We start from the raw sequence: 13321 nt of genomic DNA, 5'->3' as shown, positions 1-13321 counted from the left end.
AATAACTCTAACTCAAACTCATTAAATGAAAAAATTAAACGTATTATTTCTTTTGCTTCTAGTCTGTACACTATGGTCTTGCGGAAAAGAAGAAAACGAAAATTTATTATCTCCGGCAAAGGATAGCGATATAAAAGAAAGCGGCTGGCAATACGAGCCCTGGAGCGCACCGGCTCATTATAAAGATGCAGCTTCAGATCAATACGATTCGCAGGTACTTATGTTATCTTCAGATACCTTAACTGCTGAACGTTGGTTTAAAAAAATTGATGTAAAACCTTTTGCTACCTATAAAGTAACTGGTTTTGTAAAAACTGAAGGCGTAGAAGGCGAAAGCGAATATAGTGGTGCCGGACTACGACTTGGAAAATTTGAATTTACAGGTGATATTATTTTTAAAGGAGATACCGATTGGACAAAAGTCGACATGGAATTCTCTACAGAAATGGACGATAGCTTTATGCTAGAGCTTTTACTTGGAAAAAGAGGACAGGCAAAAGGAAAGATCTATTTCGATAATTTTCAGTTAGAAGAAATTTCAGCTAAAGAATTAAAACCGGAAATTACCGTAAACCTGGAAGAAAAATTAGATCCTATGTCGCCATATATCTATGGGCAGTTTATAGAGCACATGGGAAAATCGATTTACGGCGGTATGTGGGCAGAAATGCTGGATGATCGTAAATTTTATTATGTTCCGGGTACCAAAAAATCACCTTGGGAAACAGCTGTAGATACCAATTTGGTTAGCATCGATAGTTCATATACATATTCACAGGGAAAATTACCGGTGTATCAGGTAGAAAATAGTTTAAGCTTAAAACAACAAAAATTAGCGCTTGTTTCTGGAAAAACTTACGAAGGCCGATTGGTTTTTAAAGGAAATGGTATTAAAAAAGTTACTGTTGCATTAAACGGAAATGAAGAGAATTTCGATGTTTCTGGCAGTAATTTTCATAAAATAACTTTTGAGTTTTCTTCTGAAGAAGCCAGTGATAATGGAAGTTTAGAGATCACTTTTGAAGGAACTGGTAAACTAACTTTAGCTGCAGCTTCTTTAATGCCAAACGACAATATTAAAGGATATCGCCCTGAAGTGATCGAACTAATGAAACAATTAGATGCGCCAATTTACAGATGGCCTGGTGGAAATTTTGTTTCGGGTTACGATTGGAAAGATGGTATTGGCGATCCCGATAAACGTCCTACGAAATTTGAAAGAGCCTGGAATGGTTTAGAATATAACGATGTTGGTATTCACGAATTTATGCAGCTTTGTGAGATCTTAGAAACTAAAGCGAATATTGCAGTAAATACCGGTCTTGGAACGGCAGAACTTGCTGCTAACGAAGTTGAATATTTTAACGGAGCTGCTTCTACAAAAATGGGACAATGGAGAGCTGAAAATGGGCATCCAGAACCTTATAATGTGAAACTTTGGGCCGTAGGAAACGAAATGTTTGGTGATTGGCAGTTAGGCCATATGCCAATTGAAGATTATGTGAAAAAGCATAATAAAGTGGCTAAGGCAATGTGGGATGTAGATCCAAACATCGATCTTATTGCTGTTGGTTATCCTGGTAAATGGAATGATATGATGTACAAGAATAGTGCAGAATATATGACCTTTATTAGTGAGCACTTTTACAAACAAAACTGGCATGCCGGTGGATTGTTAACTCACGTTAATCAAATGCCAGAAGTAATCGCGGCGGTAGCTGAAGAACATAGAAGAGCTCGTAGAGAAATCCCTGGCATTGCAGAGAAGAATATCAAGATAGCGATGGACGAGTGGAATTACTGGTATGGGCCGCATGTTTACGGTTTATTAGGTACACGTTACTTTTTAAGAGACGCTTTAGGTATTGCTGCAGGATTGAATGAATTCTCTCGCCAGTCTGATATTTATTATATGGCTAATTATGCTCAAACCGTAAATGTAATTGGAGCGATAAAAACCACAAAGACCGATGCCTGGTTAGAAGGAACAGGATTAGTCTTAAAATTATATCGTCAGGAATTTGGTACGCAGCCGGTTGAATTTACCGGATCGCCAGAGCCTTTAGATGTTTCAGCCACGCTAACAGAAGATGGCGAATTTCTTACAATTTCAGTAGTAAACGCTACGCATGAGACACAATCTTTAAAATTAGACGGAATTTCAGAAAGCATAGCTACTTCAGGAGAATCATTTATTATTTCAGGAGAAAATGATATGGTATTTAATGATGAAGAAAATAAAGAGCGTATTAGTATTTCTGAAGCTGGAATAGAAATTTCAGAAAACGCTATAGAAATTCCGAAGGAAAGCGCAGGAATCTATAAGTTTAAAGTGAATAAATAAGTCGGCTAGAGAAATACTTTTCCGACGAAAAAAACATTAAAAATAGAAGTCAGGATTAGCCATTTTTGGATGTAATTCTTGAGAATTGAGTAAAAAATGAACATGAAAACTAAATTACAGACATTGCTTTTATTGTTTTTGATAACGATAACGGCAAATGCACAGCAGGAATCTACCTATTGGGATAACCTTAAAGACCGGGAATCTACACTTGGGATCGAAGAAGGTTTTACTGAGGTAAAAACCGACGAATTTACACTAAAACTGGTAAATGCCTCACAAACCGTAGCGGGCTTATACCCAAATTCAGATCCAGATTTCGATTTTACTCCGGGTGAACGTATCGAAATTCGGGATAAAGATGGTATCTATTATATTGGCGATCTAAACTTCAGAATAAAAGGAGAAGATGGCGAATGGAAGTCTTTTTCTACGGCTAAGCATCGTAAAAAAGTAGAAGCTTTATCGGTGTCCGGTAATGTTTTAGCAGCAGCCGATCTTAGTAATACTTTAGGTGAGGAAAATCCACTTAGTATTAAAAGATACTACGAGAAAAAAGACGGTGGTTTGGTTTTACGTTTTGAAATTACAAACCCAACGAGCAAATCTGTTGAAATTGGTGCTTTAGGAACGCCAATGGCTTTCAATAACATTTTAGAAGGAAAGCATTTAGATGAAACGCATGCCGATAATGTATTTTTTGACCCATATATTGGGAACGATGCCGGGTATTTAGAAGTAAAACATCTTACAGGCGAAGGCGAAGCTTTATTGGTGTTACCAGAGAGTAATATGCCATTTGAAGCCTATCGACCATTAAATGACGATCCTACCAATAGAAGTATTGTGTTTGAAGGTGTTCACGAATGGATGGCGCTTAGTAAAGCTTATGCTGAAAAAGAGTGGAAAGATAAAGACCAGTGGAATAAGCCAACTTCTTTGAGCCTTGGAGCGGGTGAAACGCAGAATTTCGCTTTGAAGTTTGTATTGGCGCCTAGCATTAAAGAAATTCAGGATAAATTAATTGAAGAGCAAAGACCGGTAGCCGTTGGTGTGCCAGGTTATGTGTTGCCAATGGATGTGGACGGAAAATTATTCCTTAACTATCCAGAAGCTGTAGAAGAGATTTTGGTAGAACCAAAAGGAGCGATTAGCATTACAGAGACTGGAAAAAAAGGTGCCGGATTTACTGAATATCAGGTAAAAGGAAATATTTGGGGTAGAAGCCGCGTAACGGTTACTTATACAGACGGTTTAGAACAAACCATCAATTATAATGTTATTAAGCCAGAAACCGAAGTTGTCGATGATTTTGGACATTTCTTGATGACCGAGCAGTGGTTTGATCAACCTGATGAATTCTTTGGAAGAACAAACTCGGTGATCTCTTATGATTACGAAGATAAAAAGCAAATTACTCAGGACAGTCGTGCATGGGTAGCCGGATTAAGTGATGAAGGTGGTGCTGGTAGCTGGTTAGGAGCCATGATGAAGCAACTTATTCAGCCAGAAAAAGCAGAGATCGAAAAACTGGAATTATTTATTGATGAAACTCTTTGGGGTGGTATTCAGTATGATGAAGGAAAAAGAAAATACGGAGTTAAGAAAAGTATTTTTTATTACGAGCCAGATTCTTTACCAAAAGGAACATACCGTGACGATATAAACTATAACACTTGGGCAGCATGGAATAAAGAGCATGCCGGTGATCCAGGAAGATCGTATAACTATCCTCACGTAGCCGCTGCTTACTGGGTAATGTATCGTTTATCTAGATATCACGAAGGATTGGTAGATAATCATGATTGGAAATGGTATTTAGAGCAGGCATATCACACCTCTGTTACGATGCCAGAATTAGCGCCCTGGTATGCTGTTTTTGGACAAATGGAAGGAACAGTATTCTTAAACATTTTAAAAGATCTACAAGCAGAAGGATTAACCGAAATGGCGACCAGCTTAGAAGCTTCAATGAAGAAAAGAGCAGATCACTGGAAGTCTTTAAATTATCCATTTGGTAGCGAAATGCCTTGGGATTCTACCGGGCAGGAAGAAGTATTTATGTGGAGTGATTATTTTGGATATCAGCAAAAAGCAAACGTTACTTTAAATGCGATCCTAGCGTACATGCCAACAATGCCACACTGGGCTTATAACGGTAACGCACGTAGATATTGGGATTTCCTTTACGGAGGTAAATTATCCAGAGTAGAACGCCAAATTCATCATTATGGATCTGGTTTAAATGCGATCCCGGTTTTAAAAGCTTATAGAAATAATCCAGATTTCTATCTATTAAAAGTTGGTTATGGCGGAACTCTAGGAGCGATTTCTAACATCACAAAAGATGGATTTGGATCTGCAGCTTTCCACTCGTATCCATCTACCATGAGAATCGATTACCTATCTGGAGATTATGGATCTAACTTCTTTGGTTATGCGATTAATACCGCTACGTATGTTACCAAAAACGAAGATTTAGGATGGCTTTCTTTTGGTGGAAATATCGAGGAAGATGATGATGAAATTATCGTAAGCCTAACTACTGCCGCAAAAAGTAAGATCTATTTTGAACCAAAAGGATTATGGTTAACCCTAGATGCAGGTACTTTTAAAGAATTGATCTATGATAAATCTTCAGGCGAAATAGAATTGGTTTTAAATGATAAAACTAAGGATAGCCCGGAAGCTTATTTAAGATCAAATAAAGAATTAGGTCTGAAATTCGATAAAATGAACGGTGCTTATAAAATTCCGTTGAAAAAGAAATCTATATCTATAAGTATAGAATAAGATTGGATTGTTAGTTATTCAATATAGTTTTAATTGTTTTTGATGTGTTAAAAAGAGAGGTTTTGCCTCTCTTTTTTTATGCTTTTATATTTCAATTGTATAGAGATACTCTACTTCAAACCGATATCATTAAAAATTTAATAAGCTTAGACAATTTACTGTTTAATTTTATCCAAATCTGGAGATGCGTAGGGGTAACTTAGTATTTTTAATATTCCTTTGCCTTTTATGAGCTTAAAAATACCATAAGCGATCCATAAACTCAGTATAGATATGATTCCTAATGCTATAATTCCGTAGAAATTAGGGAAAGCATCGTATAAAGACAATCCTATAAAAATGAAGGGTGAAATGGCTAATATCGCCAATATAAAACCGATGATTGTTCTAAAAAATAATTTCATGTCTCTCAATTTAATGCGGCAATAGCTTCAATTTAGAAAAAAGAGAAGGGAATTATTTTAAAAAACTGTGAAAATTAAAAGCTTAGTTTAAAGCCAGAAAAAATGTATTCAGAATTATAGAATATTGGCTTGATAAAAACCGATATTCTATAATTTATACTGAATTTTAATATTCTTGATCTTAAGCAGACTTTCTTGCAATGGTTGCGAATTGCGGGTAAAAGCAATCTAAAGCAGTGCAAAGCAAAACGATGTTATAAACGTAAGGCATTAAAGATTTAGATTTATTAATGCCAAAATGCTCTATAATTTCAAAACCGTTATCCTCGTACATTCTTTTAATACTTTTAGAGGTAAAAAAACGAAGATGTGTATAATCCATCACGCCAGATTTTTGATATTTCCAATCGCCCTGAAAAATAAAACGGGTAATTACTTTATGTGAGCGAATGTTTGGAATAGAACTAATAATCACTCCGTTTTCATTCAGTTTGGTTTTAATCTTTTTTAATGCGTCTTCTGGATAGGCCAAATGTTCTAATACATCGTTTAAATAAATAGCATCAAAATAATCGTCTGGCAACAGCTCTATAGCATCTTCTAACTTCGAATTAATAACAGTATCCAGACGTTTTTCGGCCATTTTTGCTTCATCTTCCATAAACTCGATTCCCCAGGCCTCGATCTCTTTTTGCTTTTTAAGTTCTGCACTCATCGCACCCTGGCCACAGCCAACATCTAAGATTTTCTTGGCTTTGGTTGGTAATAAAGCCTGCATTTCTGGTCTGGAATCTACATAGTATTTCCCTGGTTTTTTTGAATACTCCATGTATGATTTAAAAGGTTGAAGCCTGAAATATAATCATTTTAATTCAGCTAGGATTTCTTTAAGCCTTTTTTCTAATTGTTTAGAATTATTCGAAACCTTAATAACTTTTTGATTAGGATCGATAATAAAATAGCTAGGAAACAGGCGTATATTTAAGCTGTCTAGTACAAATTTTTTGTCTAGGCGTAACATTTCTACCTGGTAATCTTTATCCTCTAAAAAATTACTTAAGGTATGTTTTTCGTTAATCGACACGTTAAGAAATTTAATATCACGATACTTATATTTTTGAGCAAGAGCTTCGATATCTGGCAGTTCAGTTTTACATTTTCCACAGGTGGTATACCAAAAATTAAGCACCAAATATTGATCCTTTAAATGGTTTATGTCATAAGACTTTCCTTTTAAAGTTTTGAGATCTAAATCTGGTAAAGACGTATTTACAAAACTAAGATTTCGCAATTCACGCTCTGCTTGTTTAGCAATATGGTCACCTATTGTTTTGATTCCATCTTCTGGAATCTCTACTAATTTGTAGAATGTAAGTTCTTTAGTAGAATTCATACGTACAATAAAATATTTGCCCGTACTTAATTTCTCTAAAAATGCCTGTTTACTTATTTCTTCGGAATTTGAATTTAATGCGTGATAATCTTTGCTAAGATCGATATAGATCTTGTTGTATTTATACCATTTTAAGAAATGGTTTTGAATGCTAGCTATTTCAACATTTGGCGTACCAAATTGCGGTGTTTTTTCCTTACAACCTGTTACGATTGCTAAAAAAGCGAACAAAAGAAGAATACTTGATTTGATGGATTGCATGATGATGATTTAATGATTTCTGTTAAGTTAAGCCTTATTTAAGTCTTTAAAATCTTAATGTAGGTTTAAAAAATACAATCTGTTGTTATAAGCGTATCCTCATTTATAATTTCTGAAATTTGTTCAAGCTCTTCAGGCATATCATCAATACAAACTTCTCTGACAAACGGATAATTTGCCAGATCAAAGTTTCCTATATAATTTGCCCAAAATTTATTTAAAACTGAACCGTTTTTAAGGATAAGTGTATTTATTATATTTTCTGAAATTTCAAGTTCTTCTAACTGCTCCAGGCAATGAAAATCGAATACTTCTGGCTCGCCACCTTCCAGATAACGCATATTTAATTTTTTAATAGAAGGCGCTTCACAAAAATTGACAATAAGAAAGCTATTTTCCATGATCATTTCTTCCAAGCTAGTGCAGCCTTCCATATAAACTTTGATAAAATGCGTAGGATATTCCCATTCTTCAGGGGCTAATTCATTATCATCAGGTCTATTGTGTGTAAGATCTAGCAGGCGTAATTTATCAAGGTAAGAAACATCTATACCGGTGTACCTGTTTGAGGATAAGTGGTTTATTTTTAATACTTCTAATTCATGCAACGCATTGAAATTATAAGGAATTTTACCTGAATAGGTGCTTAATATAAAACCATTATCTTCGCTACTGGTAATTTCTAAATACTTTAAATTCGAGAACTGTCTGATTTCTTTAATATCAACCGAATTTTGAATTAATCCATAATTAAACCCAAGAATTAAACTTTCTACGCCTTTAATTTCGCCTAATTGAATTTGTCCGTCATTATTAAGATCGATATTTCTATCGCCAACACCGTCGTTATCTGTATCTACTGCGTTGGTGTTTAACAAAGCATATCTAAAATTATAATCCTGAATTTCTATAATTTCGTCTTGATCATTATTTTGATTTGGATCACAGGAAAGCATGAAAAATATCACACTATAAATAGCAAGAGGTAATACTTTAACTGGTTTCATTAAAGATGATTTTTGATTGATGATTTTGCTGAAATAAATTCTTACAACCCTAATAAATACAGGGATTTAAGTGCTTTTAACTAGTAATTAAATTACTAATTAAAAATAGCTAAAATTATAGTATTATTTAAGGTTTTTGAAGTTAATTTATTCGGATTAAAGCTAAAAATTATTGTGCCGTAATGGGTTTTATAGCTTTGGAGTTTCGGATTAAGAAAACATACTGTAGCACATCTGTAGTATGAACTTTTGGCGACTTTGATAAAGCATCACCACCAAAAAAATTAACTTTTATACCGCTTAAGTATTTTGAAGAATGATATGGAGAGGCCTCACTGTTAAGGTTAAATAATGTTACTGAATTTGCTTTAGTGAGTACTTTTAGATCATTGATGCCTTTTACTAACATAATAGGGCCATCTTCATTTAAAATTTTTGTTTTCCCATCACTAGGAGAAGGGTATTGATCATTTTTTGGAAAATACACTTCACTATCGATATTATAGCAAACAAAGGTTTTAATCTTGTTTTTAGGATAACTTCTTTTTAGTCTTGCAGCAAAAGACCGGTGTTGGTTTTCTCCATAAGCTTCCTGTAAAACATGGGCAAACCCAAAGAAGCCATAGAATTTTTCATTTTCTATGTTTTTGTCTTTTATATTATTTTGAAAGTTTAATATCATTATAGAATCACGTGAAATTGCGGTACTTTCATCATCAAAATCTTTATCGATTCCTAAAACTGTTATTTTTTCAGTCTGTTTTAATTTATGATTGTAATCGTATAATTTAGACCATTTATTAAAGAGTTGCTTGCCAGATTGTTGCGGAATTCTTTGTTTTATATCGATTACAATTTGTTTTAATAGCACTGTGTCTTTGCTAGCTTTATTCAAAAAGCTATTCAATTTTTTAGCACGTACACTATCCATTTCAGCTAAATAGTATTTAACGCCAATAGTTTGATGAAGATGTTTAAATAATTCTAAATCTATGGATTGGGTTTCGGCAAAACCGTGATTTTCGCCTAAGAGAAAAATTTTAGAATCGTAAAAGTCTTTATTAAAGAAGTTAGTAAAATCATATTCATTACTATTATCAGAAATTACTTTATGATTAGCCTTTAAATAGGCAATATTTTCATCGTTTTTTGATCCTTTATAAACTTGATTTCTTATCCAAAATATAGATATAATAAGAAGATTCAGAATTAAAAGTACGACAAGAGTTTTTCCAACAAATTTTAAAAATTTCATCTTTTAGATATTTTGATAATTATTATAGACCAAATATCAAATGAAATTTTAAGGAGGCATTATTAATCCTACTGAACGGTAGTTTTTTATGGCTGACTTGTAAAATGAGTGTTTCTACAATGTTTAATTGGATAGAAACCATGCAATCTGAAAAATTTTACAATAGAAAAGATATCTAAAATATCGAATCTTAGGTTCGTTCTTTTTTAAATTTTGTCTAATCAATATTGAAGAATAGTTTTTGATTTTAAAATTAGCAAAACTTCAAATCAATGAAGTTTTGCTAATGTATTATTGCTAATCAAAAAAGTGATTTTATAACAACTTCCTGATTAGTAATTTTATTATGTTGGATTTAGTTTTTAAGATCTTGTTTGGCCAGCCATGCTAAAATGGCCTTGTTTGTTTCTTCTGGTTTTTCCTGCGATATCCAATGGCCACAATCTAAGCTAACTACTTCTAGATTTGTAACGACATTTTTTAAAGTTTCAGACTTCGGAATAGTATCTTTTTCTCCATAAATCATTAAAGTTGGTTGTGAAATTAGTGGTTTTATGTCTTTCATTATATGCCAGTTACGATCTAAATTTCTATACCAATTAATAGCTCCTTTAAAACCTGATTTTTTAAAAGCAGAAATGAATACCGCCAGTTCATTTTCAGTCATTATAGGATCACCCAGTGGTTTTTCAGCTTCAGCAAGATTAATCATTAACATTCCTGATATTGTAGGTTTTAACGGGAGATTTTTACGAAATAAATTCCGCAGAAATTGAGCCGTATTTTTTTCCAATATCTGGTCTGCCACACCCGGTTGTTTATTGAAATGAACAAAATAGAAGTTTGCACCAAATACTTCTTCCATAAACTCGATCCAGGGTTTTTCTCCTCTTTCCTGATACGGCAAAGCCAGATTAATAATTTTATTCACTCGGTTTGGATGCAATAAGGCAAGATTCCAAACTACATTTGCTCCCCAATCCTGCCCAACAAAAGTAGCGTCTTTATATCCAAAATAATCCAGAAGTGCCACAAGATCATTTGTTAGATTAATGATATCGTAAGCTTCTAATTCAGCAGGACGGGATGAGTTTCCATAGCCTCTTTGATTAGGAACAATAACATGATAACCCGCTTTAACCAAAGCCGGGATTTGATACCGCCAGGCATAAGCATGTTCAGGAAATCCGTGACATAATACGATGGGTTTTCCATGGTTTTGAGTACCAGCTTCAAACACTTCTAGTGAAATATCGTTAACGGGAATCATTTTAGGTGTTGTAAAATTAATTGATAATGGTGTTGTCATGCTATTTTATTTAAGGTTTACTAGACGACAAACCTAAATTGGAGCAGTGACAGCCTTATGGCAAGGGTATAATAAACTTAGTGAAATTTATCGAAATACTCCTGCAGCGTCATATTATGTGGTTCAAAATGCTCAGATAGTACTTTCATTTTCTGAATCCTGTCTGGTCTAAAAAATCGAAATTCATTTCTTAAACGGCACCAGGCAATTACATACCAGTTTTCTGTACTTAAGATAGCGAATGGTTCTATTATTCTAGTTGTAAAGCTACCATTTTGGTTGATGTAATCTATACTTACCAGCCTGTAACTGGTAAGGGCATTTTGCAGATCTGATAAATTATTACTGTTGCGTTTTTGATTTAATACTTCGTCATATTGTGTTCTATTTGCAAGAATATTTGCTTTTTCTTTGGTGGTATATCTTAAAATGGATTTTACTTTTTCAATAGCTTCAGAATAATCTTTTATAAAGGAAGCATCATTATTTCTTAAGACTAACTGTTCAGCCAAAATTAATGCGTTTGCCTGATTTTCAGTAAACATAACAGGAGGTATTTTATAGCCATCCATTAATGAATATCCTTTACCTTCTTCTGTAATTATAGGAACACCTGCGCTTTCTAAAGCCCTAATATCGCGATAAACCGTTCTTTTACTAATTTGAAATTTGTTGGACAGTTCTGCAGCGGTGATAAGATTTTTTGTTTGTAATTGAATTAGAATTGCTGTTAGCCGTGAGAGTCTATTTACTTCAGAATAGTCCATTTAAAATATTAAGTTGATGTATCGCTGGTAAGTTGAATTTCGAGAAAAAATGATTGTAAAAATAGCTTAAAAACATCGAATATCGATTAAGTATTTAGTACTAGATTTAGTTTGCAGTCATTAATTCCATCAATTGTTTTTTTGCTCCTTTCCCAGGTCGGTTGGCAAATCCGTTAACTAATTCCCCTTTTGGATTATAAATTAAGTAGTGAGGAATTGTTTTAATGTTTAAATCTTCAATCACTTTCGAGGTGCTTCCGTTCTCAATAAAATAATTTTGATGTTTTGGAATGCTATCTCTTTTTAGTGCTTTAATCCATTCTTCTTTTTTATCATTCAGGCTTAAATAAAGAAATTTAATATTCTGGTTTTTTAATTCTTTTCTAAGTTTATTAGATTCAGGCATTAGTTTTCGACATGGCGCGCACCAACTAGCCCAAAAATCGATGTAAAGCCATTTTCCTTGATTGTTTTCTAAAAGAGTTTTATAATTAAGTGTCTCGTTTTTAAGATTTGTTAAAAGCAATTCTTCAGTTTTACTAAAGTCAAGTTTATATTTTTTCTTCAGTTTATTTAGTGCTTCAATATTGGTTGTATTTTCCTGAAGTTTTTTAAAATAGGCTTCTTTGTCTTTTACTTTAAAATTGAGTCCAATTCCCTGATAGGCATCAAATAACAGGTAATTTTTTGCCGTTTGGTTAAATCGTGGATCTTTTAAAATAGAATCGAACCTTATTCTGGAGTCAATATAAAAGCCTCCCGAACTTCCATTGTTCTCTTCAATTAAGGTTAAATTGTATTGGGAAATGTTTGTAAGATAGTCTCTAAAAAATGAAAACTTCATTAAAGAATCTGTTTGTGACAAGTCGAATTCATAAATTCTTTCAAATTTTTCTGTAGCGGTTATCGTCTCATTTTGCTCGATCCACTTTTTTATATTTTTTATGCTTTTGTTTTTCTTCATAAGCATATTTAATGCATCCAAGCGATATAAATAATTAGTTTTAGAGATTATGTTATTGTCTTTTAATGAGTCTAATAGCTTAACCTCTCTTTCATAATCTTGTTTAGCCTGAATATAATATTCGATAGATTTTTGTTCAAATTTCTCTAAACTATCATTTAAAAAGAGGTTCCCAAAAATCAGAAAATGGCTGGTGTATTTATTATCGAATAGCTTTTTAAGCCGATAACTATTATAATTTAATTCTACATCATTTATAACTCTGTTTTTAATCTTTCCTTTTGGAATATTGTGCTCGTAATTGAAAATAACAGTATCGCCATTTTTTACTAAAAAAGTTTCTTTTATTGAGGTAAAGAAGTTGTTTGTTGACAATTCGAGATAATCGTGATAAGTTTCTATAGTTAGAGTATCTGGAGCATTAGGTTTTGGTGTCCAGGTTTGGATATTATTCATGTGGTCTAAATAAGTAAAGCCATTTTTGCTCCAAATAGCTTTAGGCCCTATACTATCTTTTAAGATCTTTCCTATACTATCTTGCTTTACTAAATGAACATATTTTTGGGGTGCGTTTAAAGAAATTAAAACAATGCTATTGGGTTTAGAAACTTTAGTAACAAGTTTTGTCTCTTCCTTTTTACAGGAAATAAAGATGATTATTAGCAAAGAAAATAATAGTGATGTAGATGATTTCATTTTTAATAAGTTGCCAAATGGATTTTAAATAGGCTAGGAGCGCATTGCCTTTGCTGTTTACAATTTAGCAAATATATTTTAGTTATTGCCAAATTTGGCACTAGGCTGCAAAAAACGGTCATAGTATA

General features: G+C 33.2%; 10 protein-coding genes. 2 read left to right on the top strand and 8 right to left on the bottom strand.

The genetic code is table 11. The features are described 5' to 3' along the window. The first annotated feature begins 25 nt into the window (after positions 1 to 25). Together IIF7_RS18665 and IIF7_RS18660 are read left to right on the top strand one after the other, a co-directional pair. Positions 26 to 2344 (top strand): alpha-L-arabinofuranosidase C-terminal domain-containing protein, encoded by a 2319-nt coding sequence (locus tag IIF7_RS18665; protein WP_084843202.1) that lies wholly within the window; start codon positions 26 to 28, stop codon positions 2342 to 2344. Positions 2345 to 2446: 102 nt separating this feature from the next. After that, a complete protein-coding gene (locus tag IIF7_RS18660) occupies positions 2447 to 5137 on the top strand; it encodes a DUF5695 domain-containing protein (protein ID WP_084843201.1) in 2691 nt (896 codons plus the stop codon). A gap of 155 nt (positions 5138 to 5292) precedes the next feature. On the opposite strand, the gene IIF7_RS18655 is transcribed toward IIF7_RS18660, so the two are convergent. From IIF7_RS18655 to IIF7_RS18620, 8 genes are all read right to left on the bottom strand, one after another. Then, a complete protein-coding gene (locus IIF7_RS18655) occupies positions 5293 to 5541 on the bottom strand; it encodes a hypothetical protein (protein ID WP_084843200.1) in 249 nt (82 codons plus the stop codon). A gap of 181 nt (positions 5542 to 5722) precedes the next feature. Continuing rightward, positions 5723 to 6370 (bottom strand): class I SAM-dependent methyltransferase, encoded by a 648-nt coding sequence (locus tag IIF7_RS18650; RefSeq protein WP_084843199.1) that lies wholly within the window; start codon positions 6368 to 6370, stop codon positions 5723 to 5725. A 33-nt stretch (positions 6371 to 6403) separates the two neighbouring features. Beyond that, on the bottom strand, positions 6404 to 7195 hold the full coding sequence (locus IIF7_RS18645; RefSeq protein ID WP_084843198.1) for a TlpA family protein disulfide reductase: 792 nt from the start codon (positions 7193 to 7195) through the stop codon (positions 6404 to 6406). Between the two features lie 65 nt (positions 7196 to 7260). Next, the gene (locus tag IIF7_RS18640) at positions 7261 to 8202 is read right to left on the bottom strand and encodes a hypothetical protein (RefSeq protein WP_084843197.1); all 942 of its coding nucleotides are present in this window, start codon (positions 8200 to 8202) and stop codon (positions 7261 to 7263) included. A 169-nt stretch (positions 8203 to 8371) separates the two neighbouring features. Then, a complete protein-coding gene (locus IIF7_RS18635; protein WP_084843196.1) occupies positions 8372 to 9457 on the bottom strand; it encodes a hypothetical protein in 1086 nt (361 codons plus the stop codon). A gap of 355 nt (positions 9458 to 9812) precedes the next feature. Beyond that, positions 9813 to 10766 (bottom strand): alpha/beta fold hydrolase, encoded by a 954-nt coding sequence (locus tag IIF7_RS18630; RefSeq protein WP_217806694.1) that lies wholly within the window; start codon positions 10764 to 10766, stop codon positions 9813 to 9815. Positions 10767 to 10843: 77 nt separating this feature from the next. Then, positions 10844 to 11533, bottom strand: coding sequence for a helix-turn-helix transcriptional regulator (locus tag IIF7_RS18625; RefSeq protein ID WP_084843195.1), 690 nt, complete (start codon positions 11531 to 11533; stop codon positions 10844 to 10846). Positions 11534 to 11639: 106 nt separating this feature from the next. Further along, the gene (locus tag IIF7_RS18620; RefSeq protein WP_084843194.1) at positions 11640 to 13193 is read right to left on the bottom strand and encodes a TlpA family protein disulfide reductase; all 1554 of its coding nucleotides are present in this window, start codon (positions 13191 to 13193) and stop codon (positions 11640 to 11642) included. Positions 13194 to 13321: the final 128 nt, after the last annotated feature.

This window comes from Zunongwangia atlantica 22II14-10F7 (assembly GCF_002094855.1).
Lineage (GTDB): Bacteria > Bacteroidota > Bacteroidia > Flavobacteriales > Flavobacteriaceae > Zunongwangia > Zunongwangia atlantica.
The sequence above is the reverse complement of the archived record's forward strand: the minus strand, read 5'-3'. Positions and strand labels throughout refer to the sequence as shown.